At 53.0% G+C, this 16,208-nt stretch carries 17 protein-coding genes; 11 read left to right on the top strand and 6 right to left on the bottom strand.

What is annotated here, in order from left to right; all coding sequences use genetic code 11:
* From AC3CB2_RS00295 to AC3CB2_RS00265, 7 genes are all read left to right on the top strand, one after another.
* On the top strand, positions 1-234 hold the full coding sequence (locus AC3CB2_RS00295) for a FeoC-like transcriptional regulator (RefSeq protein WP_054785251.1): 234 nt from the start codon (positions 1-3) through the stop codon (positions 232-234).
* Between the two features lie 135 nt (positions 235-369).
* A complete protein-coding gene (locus AC3CB2_RS00290) occupies positions 370-753 on the top strand; it encodes a DUF805 domain-containing protein (RefSeq protein WP_208609032.1) in 384 nt (127 codons plus the stop codon).
* 92 nt (positions 754-845) lie between these two features.
* Positions 846-1,217 (top strand): DUF805 domain-containing protein, encoded by a 372-nt coding sequence (locus AC3CB2_RS00285; protein WP_075700240.1) that lies wholly within the window; start codon positions 846-848, stop codon positions 1,215-1,217.
* Positions 1,218-1,468: 251 nt separating this feature from the next.
* Positions 1,469-2,878 (top strand): cytochrome ubiquinol oxidase subunit I, encoded by a 1,410-nt coding sequence (locus tag AC3CB2_RS00280; protein ID WP_352931645.1) that lies wholly within the window; start codon positions 1,469-1,471, stop codon positions 2,876-2,878.
* Entirely contained in the window at positions 2,868-3,875 is a 1,008-nt protein-coding gene (gene cydB / locus AC3CB2_RS00275) for a cytochrome d ubiquinol oxidase subunit II (protein ID WP_041768084.1), read from the top strand. The genes AC3CB2_RS00280 and cydB overlap by 11 nt, the downstream gene beginning before the upstream one ends.
* Complete coding sequence (locus AC3CB2_RS00270) at positions 3,875-4,006, top strand: DUF2474 family protein (protein ID WP_014284191.1); 132 nt, start codon at positions 3,875-3,877, stop codon at positions 4,004-4,006. Before cydB ends, AC3CB2_RS00270 begins: the two co-directional genes overlap by 1 nt.
* Positions 4,007-4,475: 469 nt before the next feature.
* Positions 4,476-5,294 carry a phosphodiesterase gene (locus AC3CB2_RS00265; RefSeq protein WP_352931647.1) on the top strand — a complete coding sequence of 273 codons (819 nt, stop codon included), beginning with the start codon at positions 4,476-4,478 and terminating at the stop codon, positions 5,292-5,294.
* On the opposite strand, the gene AC3CB2_RS00260 is transcribed toward AC3CB2_RS00265, so the two are convergent.
* The 3 genes from AC3CB2_RS00260 to AC3CB2_RS00250 all read right to left on the bottom strand — a co-directional run bounded on the left by AC3CB2_RS00260 (position 5,291) and on the right by AC3CB2_RS00250 (position 8,306).
* The gene (locus AC3CB2_RS00260) at positions 5,291-5,989 is read right to left on the bottom strand and encodes a cysteine hydrolase family protein (protein WP_352931649.1); all 699 of its coding nucleotides are present in this window, start codon (positions 5,987-5,989) and stop codon (positions 5,291-5,293) included. The genes AC3CB2_RS00265 and AC3CB2_RS00260 overlap by 4 nt on opposite strands.
* A gap of 127 nt (positions 5,990-6,116) precedes the next feature.
* On the bottom strand, positions 6,117-6,923 hold the full coding sequence (gene panB / locus AC3CB2_RS00255; RefSeq protein WP_352931651.1) for a 3-methyl-2-oxobutanoate hydroxymethyltransferase: 807 nt from the start codon (positions 6,921-6,923) through the stop codon (positions 6,117-6,119).
* A 318-nt stretch (positions 6,924-7,241) separates the two neighbouring features.
* Entirely contained in the window at positions 7,242-8,306 is a 1,065-nt protein-coding gene (locus tag AC3CB2_RS00250) for an AraC family transcriptional regulator (protein WP_352931653.1), read from the bottom strand.
* Between the two features lie 147 nt (positions 8,307-8,453).
* Between AC3CB2_RS00250 and AC3CB2_RS00245 the strand changes: the two genes are divergently transcribed.
* From AC3CB2_RS00245 to AC3CB2_RS00235, 3 genes are all read left to right on the top strand, one after another.
* Positions 8,454-9,836, top strand: a complete 1,383-nt coding sequence (locus AC3CB2_RS00245) for a flavin-containing monooxygenase (protein WP_352931655.1) — start codon at positions 8,454-8,456, stop codon at positions 9,834-9,836.
* The gene (locus tag AC3CB2_RS00240) at positions 9,833-10,753 is read left to right on the top strand and encodes an SDR family NAD(P)-dependent oxidoreductase (RefSeq protein WP_352931657.1); all 921 of its coding nucleotides are present in this window, start codon (positions 9,833-9,835) and stop codon (positions 10,751-10,753) included. Before AC3CB2_RS00245 ends, AC3CB2_RS00240 begins: the two co-directional genes overlap by 4 nt.
* A gap of 132 nt (positions 10,754-10,885) precedes the next feature.
* A complete protein-coding gene (locus tag AC3CB2_RS00235) occupies positions 10,886-11,866 on the top strand; it encodes a hypothetical protein (protein WP_352931659.1) in 981 nt (326 codons plus the stop codon).
* Between the two features lie 6 nt (positions 11,867-11,872).
* Here AC3CB2_RS00235 and AC3CB2_RS00230 read toward each other — a convergent pair whose 3' ends face one another.
* The 3 genes from AC3CB2_RS00230 to AC3CB2_RS00220 all read right to left on the bottom strand — a co-directional run bounded on the left by AC3CB2_RS00230 (position 11,873) and on the right by AC3CB2_RS00220 (position 15,017).
* Entirely contained in the window at positions 11,873-13,186 is a 1,314-nt protein-coding gene (locus AC3CB2_RS00230) for an NAD(P)/FAD-dependent oxidoreductase (RefSeq protein ID WP_352931661.1), read from the bottom strand.
* Positions 13,187-13,246: 60 nt separating this feature from the next.
* Complete coding sequence (locus tag AC3CB2_RS00225; RefSeq protein WP_054785257.1) at positions 13,247-13,987, bottom strand: glutamine amidotransferase-related protein; 741 nt, start codon at positions 13,985-13,987, stop codon at positions 13,247-13,249.
* Between the two features lie 115 nt (positions 13,988-14,102).
* Positions 14,103-15,017, bottom strand: coding sequence for a Rossmann-fold NAD(P)-binding domain-containing protein (locus tag AC3CB2_RS00220; RefSeq protein ID WP_352931663.1), 915 nt, complete (start codon positions 15,015-15,017; stop codon positions 14,103-14,105).
* Positions 15,018-15,108: 91 nt separating this feature from the next.
* Here AC3CB2_RS00220 and AC3CB2_RS00215 point away from each other — a divergent pair, with 91 nt between their 5' ends.
* The gene (locus tag AC3CB2_RS00215; RefSeq protein WP_352931665.1) at positions 15,109-16,005 is read left to right on the top strand and encodes a LysR family transcriptional regulator; all 897 of its coding nucleotides are present in this window, start codon (positions 15,109-15,111) and stop codon (positions 16,003-16,005) included.
* The last annotated feature ends 203 nt before the right edge of the window (positions 16,006-16,208 follow it).

Below are 16,208 nucleotides of genomic sequence, written 5' to 3'. Positions count from 1 at the left end.
ATGTTGCAGCGGATCGAAGGTGTTTTGGCAAAACGAGGCGGTGCCACTGTTGGCGAGATCGCTCAGGATATGAATATCCCAAGTGACTTTGCCATGGCTATGGTCTCTCAGTTGAAGGCCCTCGGGCGGATCGAGGAAGTGGGCTGTTCTTCCAGTGCTTCCTCCAGCAGCTGTGGCAGCTCCTGCGGGGGGTGCAGCTTTGCGCCAACGGTTCAGTACCAACTAAAGCAATAAGCTCTGCTTAAGCAAACAATCACAAACAGGAGAGTAAGGACACGTTCTTTGCTCTCCTGTTTTGCATTTGGCCTATGCCTTCAACTTTCTGGTGAGAAAGCCCGCTCTAGCCTTTCCTGCAAAAAGGAGGGTGTTGTGGTTAGCTTTCAAGACGCCATCAAAACCTGTTTCAAAAAATACGCTCACTTCTATGGCCGGGCTACACGTGCAGAGTTCTGGTGGTGGGTTCTCTTCAGTGTTGTGATGAGCCTTCTTGCCGCCGGCTTTGATGCCTTAATACTGGAGTCCGTTTTTGAGCAGATCCCACCAGATAATAAACATTCATCCGGCCCGATTGGCATGATTGTTTCAGCAGCTCTTCTACTTCCCGGTCTGGCTGTGGGCGTTCGCCGCCTTCATGACGTGAACTATTCAGGCTTCTGGCTGTTTCTCTGGTTCTTGCCAATTATTGGTTGGGCGTTTTTGTTTTATCTGCACGTCTTACCATCCCGACAAACTGTGCAGGTCAAATATCAGTAGCCGTGCAGCATCTCAGTGATTGTTGCTGAACCTGCTTTTAGGCACCCAGATGCTGAGTCACGCAAACAGACAAATAACGGTGTGAGGACAGGATGACTTTTGAACGCGCCATCAGAACCTGTTTCAAGAAGTATGTGCAGTTCACTGGGCGGGCGCCTCGCTCAGAGTATTGGTGGTGGGTCCTGTTCGTTCTCATTGTGATGATCGCAGCCCATCTGATCGATAATTTCGTCATTGCTCCCACGCTGGGGTTGCCCGCTGGTAGCGTTCAGGATGGTGCTCCGCTCAGCTCCATTCTGACGATCGCATTCTTCCTGCCCTCATTGGCGGTGGCTGTGCGGCGACTGCATGACAGCAACCGATCCGGGTTCTGGTTACTGATCGCTTTCATACCGATTCTCGGAGAGTTGCTGCTGCTTTATTGGTTTGTGCAGCCTTCATACCAAGGCAAAACCAGATATTAGAATTAGAATTAATAAAAACTGGATAGTGCCGCGTTGGATCGGGCATAAGCAAAAATTATGCGACACTTTGCATAGCGCATAGGTCGGAATGCAACTCACTTTTTCAAGGAAACAGTTACTACAGCAAAGACAAGTGCCCTATCTTTTGGGGTGCACTGGTCATGGATCGCGGAAAAAACATAATTATTAACAGTGTTCCGCTACGGAATTCCATGATTTGAAATCAGCACATCCCATCGACAGGTGGTCACATGGACAGTTTAGCAGTTGATCTAGCTCGATTCCAATTTGCTTTTACAATCGCGTTCCATATCATTTTCCCTGCCTTTACTATAGGTCTGGCAAGTTTTCTTGCTGTGCTTGAAGGCTTATGGCTATGGACAGGACGTGATGTATACTTACGGGTCTTCAAGTTCTGGATCGTAATCTTCGCCCTTTCTTTCGCTATGGGTGTCGTTTCCGGCATCGTCATGGCGTATCAATTCGGCACCAACTGGTCTGCTTTTGCAGACAAAACCGGATCGGTCATCGGGCCGCTCATGGGTTATGAGGTGCTCACGGCGTTCTTCCTAGAAGCCGGTTTCCTCGGCATCATGCTGTTTGGTATGAACCGGGTTGGCAAGAAGCTCCACTTCTTCGCCACCGTGGTTGTTGCCATCGGTACTGCCCTTTCCGCTTTCTGGATCCTTTCCGTGAACAGCTGGATGCAGACACCTGCTGGCTACGCCATGAATGACGTTGGCCAGTTTGTACCTGCGGATTGGTGGGAAATTATCTTCAACCCCTCCTTCCCATACCGGCTCGTGCATATGGTACTGGCTGCTTATCTGACCACTGCCTTTGTGGTTGGTGCGGTGGGCGCCTATCACCTATTGCGCAATCGCTTTAATGAGTCCGCACAGGTGATGTTTTCCATGGCCATGTGGATGATCGTGGTGGTGACCCCAATCCAGATGATTGCCGGTGATTATCATGGCCTGAACACTCTGGAGCATCAGCCTGCCAAGGTGGCTGCCATGGAAGGCCACTTTGACTCGCAAGGCCCTGCTCCGCTGATCCTGTTTGGTTGGCCGGATGAGGGAGCTGGCGAGACCAAGTTCAAGGTGGAAATTCCGTATCTTTCCAGCATCATTCTGACCCACAGCCTTGATGGTGTTGTGCCGGGTCTGAATGAGTTTCCTCGGGAAGACTGGCCACCTGCAGCGATCGTGTTTGTGTCTTTCCGTATCATGGTTGGCATTGGTGTTCTGATGTTGCTGGTCGGCTTGTGGGGTCTATGGTCCCGCGTGCGTGGTCGGCTTTACGAGAGTGAGTGGTTACAGCGCGCATCCATGGTGATGGGTCCTGCGGGCTTCATCGCGGTGATAGCGGGCTGGACAACAACGGAGGTTGGACGTCAGCCTTATACGGTCTACGGACTGCTCCGAACGGCGGACTCGGTCTCGCCTGTTGAAGCGCCCGCTGTTTGGGCCTCGCTTGTGGTGTTTGTCGCGGTGTACTTCATCGTCTTTGGTGTAGGCATCTTCTACATCTTCCGAGCCATGGCGAAGTCACCGGACGCAAGCCTGGGCGTCGAAGAAGGCGTTCCAGTCAGAACTGCGGGCATTACACCTGCCCAAGCCCTTCAACCAAATGAGGGAGATCGTTCTCATGATGCTTGATTATCCGCTTATCTGGGGTTTTCTCATAGCCGTTGCGATCTTCGCTTATGTTGTGCTGGATGGCTTCGATCTTGGTATCGGGATTTTGTATCCAACCACCAAAGATGCAGATGAACGCACTTTGATGATGAACAGTGTTGCCCCTGTATGGGATGGTAACGAGACCTGGCTCATCCTTGGTGGAGGCGGCCTGTTTGCGGTGTTTCCGCTGGCCTACTCGGTCATCATGCCTGCGGTGTATGCACCGATTATCGGCATGTTGATCGGCTTGATCTTCCGTGGTGTGGCCTTTGAGTTTCGCTTCAAATCCTCTGTTGAACGCAGGCCGTTCTGGGATCTGTCTTTCTTTGCAGGGTCCATCGTGGCGGCGTTCTGTCAGGGTCTGGTGCTTGGTACCTTGGTGCAAGGCATTGAAGTGGTAGACCGCACCTATGCCGGTGGCTGGTGGGATTGGCTGACGCCATTTTCCGTCATGACTGGTTTTGCGGTTGTTTCCGGTTACGCCCTACTGGGATCAACCTGGCTGGTTATGAAGCTGGAAGGTGTGCCGCAAGCGCATTTCCGCCGCGTGTCAAAGTACGCAGCTCTGCTACTGATCGCTTTCCTTTTACTGGTGAGCATCTGGATGCCGTTCATCAATGAGAGCATTATGGAGAAGTGGTTCAGCTTCCCATATCTGCTTTACACATTCCCTGTTCCGCTTCTTGTTGCGATCACTACGCTGATCTTATGGCGTGCACTGATGAGCGATGCGGATTACACGCCGTTCCTCGCCTCACTGGTGCTGTTCCTGCTCACATATGTGGGATTGGGGATCAACATCTTCCCCTATGTGGTGCCACACGTTTACACGCTTTGGGAAGCAGCTGCACCTGACAGCAGTCTGAAGTTCCTGCTTGTGGGGGCGGTCATCCTAATTCCGATGATCCTCGCTTATACGGCTTATGCGTACTACGTGTTCCGCGGCAAGATTAAATCAACGGAGGGTTACCACTGATGACCTCTGACAAGACTGGTGAAGTCGAGCTCCCCCTCTGGAAGCGTTTGCTATGGTTTGCAGCCCTTTGGATTGCAGGCGTCGCTTCCGTGACGGTGGTCTCTTATGCCTTGAGAAGCCTAATCATTTAGGCTTTTTGAGAGGCACTTTTTAAAAAATAAGGGCGTGCTATCCCCATAGCACGCCCTTCTCCCAATGAACCGCTCGCGGTTCCTCCTCCGCTACGGCTCGAAACTATCTGGAGTCGAACATCTCCCGAAAATTCGCCTCTCATATTTCAGGGGTGTACTGTGATATGTTTTAAAAATCCTTTCAATGCGTCAAAACCCGCAGTTAGGCGATTTTATTGCTCAAAACCGGCGAAAATGAGCAAATCAAGCAGATGCTCATATACGTGCAACGCCTCGTCCTGACAGAGGAACAGATCAACCTCTCCTCCTAATTGTTCTTATTGACGCCTTGCAACCTTCCGCCTGTCATGAAAAGTTCACTTGTTGTTTGAGGCAATAAAGATTAGTCAGCAGCCCAATTTCTTGAAGGCGGCCTTGCCGTTGTTTTGGTTTTACCGATCATTCCGATTATCTCTTTGGAGTAGCATCTATGATTTTCGCGCAGCTCACCGACATTCACATCAAAGCTGGCGGAAAGTTCGCCTACAACTGCGTTGATACGCTCTCTCATCTTTGCGAAGCCGTGGCACATCTGAACGCGTTTCGACCCCGGCTGGACTTTGTGGTGATCAGTGGCGATCTCGTGGATCTGGGCAATGCAGATGAGTATGAGCTGTTTCGGCAGGAGATCGATCAGCTGGAGATGCCGTTTTATGTGATCCCCGGCAACCATGATCATCGGGATGCGATGCGCGAAGCTTTTGCAGATCATGACTACCTGACCAATGAAGGCGCACTGCAGTTCTCTATTGAGAAGGATGGTCTGCGGATCATCGGATTGGACACGACCATTCCGGGCAAACATGACGGGCATTTTGATGCAGATAAGCAGGCCTGGCTGCGCGCAGAGCTAGCAGCGCACAAAGATCAGCCTACACTCGTGTTCATGCATCATCCTCCCTTCAGAACCGGCATTGAACACATGGATGACATCATGCTGATGCGTGCTGAGGAAGACTTCTGGCCTGTTGTCACCGGACAATCACAAATCCTGCAGATTGCTTGTGGGCACGTTCATCGGGCAATTGAGGTGTTCAAAAACGGCATACCGGTGAGCATTTGCCCTGCCTCAGGTCATCAGGTGACGCTTGATCTGGAGCCAGATGGAGAACCAAGCTTTGTGATGGACCCGCCAGCGGTACGGATCTTCCGCTGGACCGGAGGCGAGCTGATCAATCACCTGAGCTTTATCGGTGACTTTGGTGGGCGACACCCGTTCTTTGACAAGAACGGTAATCTGATCGACTAGGCTGGATCTTTCTCAGCTCCAGCATCTGCGGCGTTTTCAGCGATGTCGTGGGAGACAGCTGCACCCATTTCCTGCAGTGCTTCTTTCTGCAGCTCCCAGGCTTTCTGATTGTAGGCGAGGATTGCTGGATCGCAGAGTTCTACACGGTAACCTCTGTTGAGTGCGCCAATGCTTGTGTTCTTCACGCAGGCGTTGCCGTCCAGACCGGTGAGGATCAAATGATCAACCTGATGGGCCTTCAGAAATACTGAGAGTTCCGGCTCGCCAAAGGCATCGCTCTTGGACTTTTCAATATCCAGATCCGGCTTTGCTGTGACGCGTGGGTCCATCTGGAGGCCATCAGAGCCTTGTGCTCCCAGCCCTCCTCCCAGCAAGCGGACCAGAAAGTTGGTGTACCACCCCTGATAGACATGCCGGATGGCGATGATTGGCCAGCCTTTTTGCTTGGCCAGCTCGGCCAGTGCATTGATCTGATCGAGGCGGGATTGCAGGTAATCAGGATCCCATTTGCGGGAGCCTGTTTCTTTGGTGAAGTCGGCCTGCACATCAATGATCAGCAGCGCCGTGCCACGACGACCTTCTGATTTGATGGAAGGACCGTTGGTGGGGGTTTGAATCTTGAGAACACCCCAGAAGGTGTAGGCAGCAAGGGCTGCCAGAGCTAACAGAACTCCCAGAACCAGAATAAGCACCATTCGATCCCCCAAGCCGATTTATGCCTGCAGCTGCACACTATCATGTGGGTGCAGCCCCAAAACATTTATGGATTTTAGGGGGTAAAACCGCTGAGAGACAAGCTCTTCCCAGCGGTTCTGAGCGGTCTTAGTAGGTTTCGTCAGCAGCCGGGAACTGCTCGCGGCGCACATCATTCGCGAAGGCCTTTACGCCCAGCTCGATCTGGGATTTCAGCTCTGCATACTTGCGGACGAACTTTGGTGTCTTGTCGAACATGCCGAGCATGTCATCAGTCACAAGGATCTGGCCGTCGCAGTCTACAGAGGCGCCAATGCCGATGGTTGGGATTGGCACGCTGTCGGAGATCTCACGAGCAACTTCGTCTTTGGTGCCTTCAACCACCACGCAGAACGCACCTGCTTCAGCAACCTGACGTGCACATTCCAGCTGTTCCTGGCGGCTTTCTTCGTTTTTACCAGCAACCTTGTAGCCGCCTTCCACATGCAGATACTGCGGGCGCAAGCCGATATGAGCGACAACAGGGATACCGCGATCCACGAGGAAGCGGATGGTTTCAGGAGCTGCGGAGTTATACTCCAGCTTAACAGCCTGACAGCCAGTTTCCTGCATCACGCGCAGCGCATTGCGGTAAGCAGACTGCGGGCTTTCCTCAAAAGAACCGAATGGCATATCAACGACAACAAGGGCATTCTGAGAGCCACGCATAACGGCCTTGCCGTGCATGATCATCATATCCAGCGTGACGGCTGTTGTATCTGGCAGACCGTGGAGCACCATGCCAACGCTGTCTCCCACCAGCAGCAGATCGCAGTGTTCATCCAGCATCTGCGCGATTGGCGCAGTATAGGCAGTGAGGCAGACCAGCTTGTGATGGCCTTTCGCCTTCATGATGTCTTTAATGGTTTTCCGCCGAATTGCAGATGTATGAGACATGATTTTAGGTGCCCGTTTCGTTCATCCAAAGCAGCCGGCCCTTGCTCAGAGCTTTTGAACTGCCTGTATCCTTTGTTATCCCACGCACTTGCTGCCAGTCTGTCAGCACATTTCCTGAGTACGCGTTATTATTATTGGGTTTCGATTTTTGCCTGTGCTTTCAGAGGCATGTCCTTGCGCTACCTCACTGAAAGGCGCGCATCGCCCCTCAGAATTGCGCATTGCAACATGTGTCCCCTGCGCCTTTATAGGGAATTTTCGGAGAATATTAAATAACGTTGAGAGACCCAATGGAACTTTTGGTGCGGTATGTACTCGTCACAGTTGAGTTGCGGACTTTCTAAACTGACTGGGTGTCTCCCCTGTCCACTGCTTGAAAGCCCTGCGAAACACCCTTGGATCAGAGTAACCCAACTCCGCTGCGATCTGCTCTGAGGACAGGCGAGACCACAGAAGCAACTCCATGGCCTGAGACTGACGGATCTGGGAGAGGATGTCCCGGAAGGAGACCTGAGAGGCTGAAAGTTTGCGGCGGAAACTACGCTCGCTCATAGAGAAAACACCCGCAATTTCCTCGATGGATGGGTTGTTTTTCAATCGGCGGCGGGCTTCTTCTTCGACAGACTTGAGGAAGTCGAGACGCGTGCTTTCTTCCTGCATCATGCCAGCCAGCAGTGTTTCTACCTCATGCAAAACAAACCGGTCCGCAGTTGCCAAGGGTCGTTGCAGGTGGTCTGCATCAAACTCAATGGCATTGCGTGGAGCTTCGAGTATGACGGATGGGCCGAGAGCGTCCTGAAAGAGGCTTTTCTTTTCTGGCGGTGTCTGCATCATCTCGATGCGATTGATCGCTTGCTTACTTCCTGTGGTGAAGCGGACAACGCCGACCATGGCCGCGAACAGTTCCTGAACGAAGAACGTCAGGAGCACAGGTTCATGAAAGCGGCTGCGGGCGATCATGGTGAGGGCATTGCTGGATGATGGCTCCAGATCAATTTCCAGCATACTGCCGGTGAGACGGTGATACCGGATGCCTAACTCCAGTGCCTCTCTGCCCGTTGCGCTTGCCATCACGCCAAGGCTGACCAGACCGAGTGAGGTAATGGATTGACGATGACCAACGGCCAGACCGAGGCTTTCGTCACCCGTCAAAGCAAGTGCTTTCAGGATGATCAGGCGGCTTTGCTGATAGGTCAGACGGGCATCATGTGAGAGGAAGGCTGTCGGGTCACTGTACTGGTCCAGCACCGTGTATGGCAGGACTTTTTCAGCCGCAATGCCGCGTTGCTCCAGCTCTTGCAGCAGGTAGCGCAGCAAGTGTGGTGGCACCTTTGAGCGCTGTGCCACATCTGACAAGGCCAACTGATGATTTTCCGTCTGCATGTCCCCTCCCGCCACGCTCATGCTAGCGGAAACACGGGAGTGACCGCAAGATATGGCCGAAAATGTCCGCCCTACGTCCGTATATGTCCTTCTAATCCACCTCAATCTTCCCCTAAGGTAAGCCTTTCACAGTTCGGGGAGGGAACGGTGGAGATTATTGATAGAGGTGACGCGGTTTGCATTGCAGGTGCAGGCCCGGCGGGGCTTGTGATGGCCCGCGCATTACAGCACAACGGCATTGAGTGGGATCAGTTTGACCCAAACCCGGATGTGGGCGGTCTCTGGGACATTAAGCACGAAGGCACTGCGATTTATGAGAGCGCGCATTTCATCAGCTCTCGCAGCTTGTCTGGCTTTGCTGATTTTCCGATGCCAGATCATTTCGCGGATTACCCTAAACACTCAGAGATCCTGAAGTATCTGCATGACTTCGCAGAGGCTTATGGCCTGCGGGAGAAAATCACTTTCTCAACCAAGATTGAGAAGCTGACCAAAACCAAGGATGATCGTTGGCAGGTTCAGCTCTCTAACGGCGAATGCCGCGAGTACAAGGCTGTGGTGTGTGCCACAGGCTCGCAATGGCAGGCCAACATGCCCGAGTTGAAGGGCTCGTTTGATGGCGAGATCCGCCACAGCCAGACCTACAAGAACATTCGTGAGTTTGACGGTAAACGGGTGTTGGTGGTCGGAGCTGGCAACTCTGGCTGTGACATTGCCTGTGATGCGGGTGTGATGGGCGAAAAGGCCTTCATTTCCATGCGGCGTGGCTATCACATCATTCCCAAACATGTGTTTGGCATGCCTGCTGATGTGTTTGCAGATGGTGGGCCTGATCTACCAGTTTGGTTGATCAGGCCTTTCTTCACCTTACTGCTGCGCATGTTCAACGGCAGCCTGCAGCGGTTTGGAATACCTAAGCCAGATCATAAGCTGTTTGAGACCCATCCCTTGCTCAACACCCAGCTGGTGCATTCGCTTCAGCACGGGGATGTGACGGTGAAGCCGGATGTGGATCAGTTGGATGGCAAATACGTGGTATTCAAGGATGGCAGCCGGGAAGAGATTGACCTGATCCTTTGTGCAACCGGCTATAACCAGCAGTTGGATTTTGCGGGCGACTACTTCAGCTATGAAGGCGGACGGCCCAAGATGTTCATTCAGGCTGCTTCGCGTGAGCATAAGAACTTATTTGGCATCAGCTACATTGAAACCAACTCCGGCGCTTACAAGAGGTTTGACTACATGGCCGGGCTGGTCGCCAACTATCTGAAGGATCAGAGAGATGATCCTTCCCGTGCCAGCCAGTTGGAGGCGATCATCAGAAGCGAAACACCTGATCTTTCCGGTGGCATTCACTTCCTGAAAACGGACCGGCATGCAGGCTACTGCGATGCGGTAGCGCACACCAAGTATGTGAAGAAGCTTTATCAACGGATGGGATGGACGTTCCCGGAGGACATTCGGTTCAAGCGAGCAGTGCCAAAATCCAAGCAAGCTCAAACTGCTAAGAAGGCGGAGGTTGCTGCATGAGCACCTATCGTTTTCAAGGGCGAACGGCGGTGATCACCGGAGGTGGTGGAGACATCGCCGGACACATCGCCACGCGTTTGCATGAGCGGGGTATGAACCTCGTTCTGGCAGACAAAAATGGCCGCGCTGCCCGAGAGCTTCAAGCCCGGCTGGATAACCTGCGGGTTCATGTGTTTGAGGGGGATCTGACACAGCGCGATGAGATGGAGCGTCTTTTACGCGAGGTGGAAGAGAACTTTGGCGTGATGGATGTTCTCATCAACAACATGGCGATCACCAAGGTTGATCGCTTTCATGAGCGCACGCCAGAAAGCATCGAAGAGGAGGTCGCCATCAACATGGTCGCTCCTTTGGTGCTGAGCCGGTTGGCTGTGCCTTATCTGCTGAAGGGGGATGATCCACGCATCATCACGACCACTTCGCTTGGCGGTATTCAGCCGCTTCGGGAAACACCGATTTATGCGGCGACCAAATTCGGTCTGCGTGGTGCCATGCTTTCCTTTGCGCTGGATGAAGACCTGCACGGCATCAAAGTGAGCTGCGTTCTGCCCACAGCCACAGATACTTACATGCTGCGTCAAGAAGCGTTGGAAGGTGGCAGTGTGCTCAACTTCATCGATGAGCCGCAGTCGCCCAGCGTGGTAGCAGATCAGTTCGTGAAGCATCTGGAGAGGCCATGTTTGGAGCGCTACCCCAAAGCCAGCGATTCCTGGCTGACCCGACTGGCCATGCTGCTGCCCAACCTGATGCCCCGCATTCTGCCGTTCTTTGAAAAGAAAGGCCGACGCGGCATGGCAAAGTATGTGGCTTCATTGCGCAGGCAAGGCCTGCTGGTTGAGGTGAACGGCAAACTCTATCAGCGCCAGCGGCTTTATCTGGACAAGCCGGAAATGGAGCAAGAGTTGGAGAAGAGTTAGGCGTTTGTCGCTTGCTCCTCTTAAAGCTCAGAGTGCACTGGTCCCATCATGCAAGCTGGATGTTTCAAATATCACAACACACGTATAGGTAGGCATCTATGGTTGGCATCAAACAGATAACTTTGGTGCCCCATGCCTATTTCAAATGCCAGCTCTTCACCGCCTGCTGTTTCAAGCGGGCAGATCCAACAGGACGCGAACATCAGTTCTGCGACGACAAAGACGGAAGTCGCCAACGAGAGCACTAAAGCCGCTCACGAAGGCAAGACGGGATACTTCTATGCTCCGTTTGTGTCAGATGATGTTCTGAAAATGGTTTCCGGTACCAACCTTTCGCGCTTTAATGCCGGCAAAGAGCTAAGATCGCTCATTGTCGCAACAAACGCTGACAAGGCGAAGTTTGAAGTACTCAAACATGAGTTGGCTGAAAAGAATTACAAAGAAGCCGGTGATCTTGCTTCTGGCTTCAATTCCTACATGGCAGAAAATGATCTCTCCGAGACAGGCTTTATAACGACTGTCGGCCCAAACAAGTTTGAGGACATGCTGAAGGCGGCAAGTGATCATGCATGGCGGGCAGATGCATTGCTGCGTGTGAAGGTAATCAGCAACGAAGAGACCGGAATACTCGGCAATCTGAAAACCAAAGAGGATAAACTCTACCTTGTGGGACATGGTCGGCAAGGTGAAGAGGGTATCACCTCAAAAACGGGGCCCGAGGAGCAAGGCTGGGAAGTTGCATGGTCCAAGGATATTGCCCAGCAGCTGGCGAAGGGAGGATTGGAAAAGTCCTTCAGCGATATTCGGGTCAGCTCCTGTCACAGCGCAGATGCCCGATTGCCGAAATCCTTCTCTCCTGAAGACCTAAAAGCTGCCTCTGAGACAAAGGTAAAGAGCTTCCTGTTTATAGAAGTGGAGCGGGAGCAGTCCTTTGCACAAGCACTGGCGAATGACTTGAAAAAAGCTGGTTTCGAGCAGCCGGAAGTTTCCGGGTACCACGGTTTGGGCAAAGTATTTTCTGCTGATACGCATCAGTATCAGGCTCTGGATGAAACGGATGGAGCTGAGACAGCCAGAAGTTCATCCGTGCGGGAAGTTTTTATCCCAGTCTAACGCGTTCTACAGCCTATCGCGCAGGCTGTAGTAGAGCATGCCAAGGACCATGAGGGGCCAGCGGAGGTGGCGGCCACCGGGGAAGACGTGGGTTGGGACTTTTTCCATCACATCGAACCGGCTGGCCTGCCCGTCGATGGCCTCTGCCATAAGTTGGCCTGCCAGTGTTGCCATGGCGACACCGTGGCCGGAGAAGCCGCTAGCGTTGAGCATGTTGGGGGCGAGTTTTGCAAAGTACGGCATGCGGTTGAGCGTGATGCCCAGCGTACCACCCCAGCCGTATTCGATCGGCACATCCTTCAGCTGCGGGTAGATCTGCAGCATGGGTTTGCGCACAAAAGCCTTGATGTCCTGTGGGAACTGGAAGCTGTAGCTCTCCCCTCCCCCAAACAACAGGCGATTGTCTGCGGACAGGCGGTAATAATTGATCACGAACCGGGAATCCGCCACGGCTGCATCATTGGCAATCAAAGATCTGGCGAGGTCTTCGCCCAGCGGTTCTGTGGCAATGATGTAATTGTTGATGGGCATGACCCGTGATGCCACGCGTGGTTCAAGGCTATCGATGTAGCCATTGCACGCGAAGACCACATAGCGGGCAGTGACCTGACCGTTGGCAAGCTTCAGTCTGGCTGGTTCCCCTTTCTGGACTTCCAACACCTCTGAGTTCTCAAAGATCTGGACACCTGCGTTTTGACAGGCTTCTGCCAGACCCAATGCGAAGTTGAGGGGATGGAGGTGTGCGGCGCCCATATCCAGCGTGCCACCGTGATACGCCGTTGTATCGAGCAACTCTTGTATTTCCGCTTTATCTACAAAGCGGATCTGCTCATAATTGTAGGTGCTTACAAGCTTTTCAGCATAGGCTTTGCTGTGACTGACGTAGCTTTGCTTGTGGTCGGCATGGAGAATGCCGGGTTTCAGATCACAGTCGATCTGGTGTTTGGCAATTAGATCTTTGACCAGAGATTTGGCGGTTTCAGCTAGGGTCCAGAGTTCCCTTGCACGCTCCAGCCCGACGAGGCTTTCCAGTTCATCCTGATCCTTGCGTTGCCCGGTTCCCAGCTGTCCGCCATTGCGTCCAGAAGCGCCCCAACCGACACGGTGCGCGTCAAGCAAGTGAACCTTGTAGCCACGCTCAGCCAGATGCAATGCAGAAGAAAGACCAGCGTAGCCTGCGCCAATAACGCAAACATCGCAGGAGTGCTCTCCTTCCAGTACTGGAAAGGAGAACTGCTTGTTTGCAGTCGCGGTGTAGTAGGAGGCAGGGTATTCACCTGCCTTGTCGTTGGCGTGAAGAAAGCCTTGCGAAATAGCCATGTACATCCCTGATGGGACTTAAGGTTCTCCCCCAAGCCCCCAAGACAACGCAGGTTTTGGTTAGTGCCCTTCTTGCTTTTCTCGCACGGCTGCCTGCTGAATAAAGTTTACGATCATGTGCGCGACTTCGCTGATCTGCATGGGTGCATCAGAGGATGCGATGGCATGATCGGCAATGTCTTCCGGCAGTGTATCGCCGCGACGTTCTTTGAAGAGGGCCACTGAATAGTCCTTATTGAACTCCGGGTGTCCCTGCAGCGTGAACGCTCTGCCCTTGTAATCAATGGCTGCAAACTCACAGAAGTCGGAGGACGCGATGACCTCCCCATCTTCCGGCAATCTGGTCACCTGATCCTGATGGTAGGCCTCAATGGAGAAGCTGGTCAGGCCTTCCGGTACCCAACTTGGGTTCTCCAGAACGTAGTAGGTGAAGACACCGCAGCCCCAGCCTTTGTCTGACTTTTCAGCCTTACCGCCCAGCGCTTCTGCGAGGATCTGGTGTCCGAAGCAAATGCCGACGATTGGCACGTGCTCGTCATAGGCGTTTTTCAGGAAGGTTTTGAGCCGGTCGATCCACTCAAGGTCATCATAGACGCCATGTTTGGAGCCTGTGATCAGCCAGCCGTCACAGTCATGGACGGTTTGAGGCAACTGACCATCCACCACAGGATAGGACATGTAATGCCAGTCGGCCCCCTGCTCTTTTAAGAGCGTTTCGAACATTGACGGGTAATCACCGAAGGTCTTGCTCAGATTTTCAGGTGGTCGGCCAACTTCCAGAATTCCAAGTTTAAAGGTCAAAGAGCACTCCAAAATTCCAAGAGGCAAACGCCGCAAATATATCAGGATGGAATGTCCAGTTATATCCTGTCGGCTTTGCCTCTGTAAACTCTTGGAGGCCACTTGAGTGCGTTTCTCATGCAGCTCTTTTGTGCTGGTTGAGCGGGATCGGCTTGTTCATCGGGAAGGCTGGCAGGTGAGCGATGGCGTGCTTTAAGGCTTCCTGTTCCGGTGTCGCCTGAAAGTCAGGGAGCAGTTCCTCAAAGCGCTTTGTGTCCATCCAGTGCGGCACATCCCAAAGGTAGCGCATTTCCAGCAAGTGCTTTGCTAAGGGCCAGAATGGTTGGCTCAGGCGGATCATCCACCAGTTGAAGCTCTTGATGGTGATCGTCTGGCCGGTAACAGCAGTGAGGGCTTTGCTCATCTCATCACCGGTCCAAGTGTAGCCGGGAAAGGAGATGTCCTCGTATGTGTTCAACTGATCCCGCATTTCCAGAAGCTGGACTGCAGCTCGTGCCATATCTGGCAGATAAGCCCATGCGTGCGGGGAATCTGTTTTTCCGGGATAGATGAATTTTCCCTTCCCCAGTTTGGTCGCCATGATGAGATCGAACCAGTTTCCGCTGGCAGAGGTGTCGATGAAGTCTCCGGCACGCAACAGAATGGTTTTCACGCCTGATGTTTTGTAGAGGCGCTCCAGCTCTATTCTGATGAGACCGAGCTCATTGGTGGCGTTGTGCGGTGTTTGCGGGCCGATGGGCGATGTCATGTTGGGGCCGAAGCAGTAGTTGTTGCCCGGAATGATCACGGTCGCGCCAGACTGCTTTGCGGCGTCTATCACCTGGCGAGTGAAGGGCAATACATCCCGCTTCCACTGCGGGTATTGTGGGTTAGCCCCGTTGACGATGACGTCCACGCCTTTGGCTGCTTCCGCCATGTTTTGCGTCTTACGATCAAACTTGCGGGTTTCCCAGCCAGCTGCTTCCAGCTGCTCAATCATGTTTCTGGAAAATCTGCCGGTTGCCCCTAAAATCAAAGCGACAGGTCTCATATCTGGCTCCTGCTTTATCCTCTTTGACTATGATAGTAAGCGCTTTCTTTGCTATGTAAATTCGATTGAAATGCAGATATGATATTCAATTATGAATAGCATCTTACATCATCTTTCCTGGGATCTGATCGGCATTTTTGTGGCTGTGGCGGAGACCGGTAGCCTTTCAGCAGCGGCCAAACAGCTGAACCAGAGCCAGCCGACCATTGGGCGCCAGGTGAAAGCCATTGAGGCAGAACTGGGCGTCTCCCTGTTCTATCGTCATCAACGCGGGCTTGGGTTGACGGAAGATGGTGAAGCCTTGCTGCCCCATGCCAAAGCGATGCATGCGGCGGCGGCTCAGTTTCTGCTGCATGCGGAAGAGCGCAAGCAGAGCGGATTTGCGGGCTCTGTGCGCGTTACGGCCAGTCAGGTGATTTCCAACTACGTGATGCCCAAGCTGATCGCAGAGTTTCGGCAGGCCTATCCTGAAATCCAGATTGATCTGGTGCCTTCTGATGATGCGCAGAACCTGCTGTTTCAGGAAGCAGACATAGCTGTGCGCATGTTTACGCCAACCCAGTTGGACATCGTGGCCAAGAAGATTGGTGAGACGCCACTGGGGCTGTTCGCCAGCAAGGCGTTCCTTGAACGTGTTGGCATGCCCAAGACCAGAGAGGACCTGTTTGCGCTGGACTGGATTGGTTATGACCGATCTGACCTGATCCTGCGCGGCATGCAGGAGGCCGGGTTGGAGGTTGACCGGAACTTCTTCAGCGTGCGGTGTGATGACAGGGTGACTTATTGGGAGCTGGTGCGAGCTGGGTGCGGTGTTGGGCTTGGGCAGATCGGAATTGGCGTTGAAGATGACAGCCTTGTTCGCCTTGAACTGGAAGACCCTTTACCTGCTTTGCCCGTTTGGCTGGCCTCCCCTCATACCCTCAAGCAAATTCCGCGTATCAAGCTGCTCTTTGATTTCTTAGCTGAGAAACTGCCTAAGCTATTGTGATTGAGAGCTTCTGAGAGACTTTGGTTCTCTTAACCAGCATTGCCCCCTCAGAAAGCAGGGAGATTCCTTCCCTTACGGAAATTATCCCATTATCCCCTTTCGTACACACGCCCTGCCTCACACTTTTGGCGGTATCTATGCAGGGGGAATTGTCAGGAAAGCTGGAAAAATAGGTGTTTCAGCAGGTGCTGATTTTAAAGGCG

This window comes from Pseudovibrio sp. SCP20 (assembly GCF_057774105.1).
This window is presented reverse-complemented; position numbering and strand designations above follow the sequence as displayed.

Bases quoted from the DNA above. Each gene is read 5' to 3' on its own strand.
- AC3CB2_RS00295 (WP_054785251.1), top strand. From the start codon at position 1: ATGTTGCAGCGGATCGAAGGTGTTTTGGCAAAACGAGGCGGTGCCACT.
- AC3CB2_RS00285 (WP_075700240.1), top strand. From the start codon at position 846: ATGACTTTTGAACGCGCCATCAGAACCTGTTTCAAGAAGTATGTGCAG.
- AC3CB2_RS00280 (WP_352931645.1), top strand. From the start codon at position 1,469: ATGGACAGTTTAGCAGTTGATCTAGCTCGATTCCAATTTGCTTTTACA.
- cydB (WP_041768084.1), top strand. From the start codon at position 2,868: ATGATGCTTGATTATCCGCTTATCTGGGGTTTTCTCATAGCCGTTGCG.
- AC3CB2_RS00270 (WP_014284191.1), top strand. From the start codon at position 3,875: ATGACCTCTGACAAGACTGGTGAAGTCGAGCTCCCCCTCTGGAAGCGT.
- AC3CB2_RS00265 (WP_352931647.1), top strand. From the start codon at position 4,476: ATGATTTTCGCGCAGCTCACCGACATTCACATCAAAGCTGGCGGAAAG.
- AC3CB2_RS00260 (WP_352931649.1), bottom strand. From the start codon at position 5,989: ATGGTGCTTATTCTGGTTCTGGGAGTTCTGTTAGCTCTGGCAGCCCTT.
- panB (WP_352931651.1), bottom strand. From the start codon at position 6,923: ATGTCTCATACATCTGCAATTCGGCGGAAAACCATTAAAGACATCATG.
- AC3CB2_RS00250 (WP_352931653.1), bottom strand. From the start codon at position 8,306: ATGCAGACGGAAAATCATCAGTTGGCCTTGTCAGATGTGGCACAGCGC.
- AC3CB2_RS00240 (WP_352931657.1), top strand. From the start codon at position 9,833: ATGAGCACCTATCGTTTTCAAGGGCGAACGGCGGTGATCACCGGAGGT.
- AC3CB2_RS00235 (WP_352931659.1), top strand. From the start codon at position 10,886: ATGCCTATTTCAAATGCCAGCTCTTCACCGCCTGCTGTTTCAAGCGGG.
- AC3CB2_RS00230 (WP_352931661.1), bottom strand. From the start codon at position 13,186: ATGGCTATTTCGCAAGGCTTTCTTCACGCCAACGACAAGGCAGGTGAA.
- AC3CB2_RS00220 (WP_352931663.1), bottom strand. From the start codon at position 15,017: ATGAGACCTGTCGCTTTGATTTTAGGGGCAACCGGCAGATTTTCCAGA.
- AC3CB2_RS00215 (WP_352931665.1), top strand. From the start codon at position 15,109: ATGAATAGCATCTTACATCATCTTTCCTGGGATCTGATCGGCATTTTT.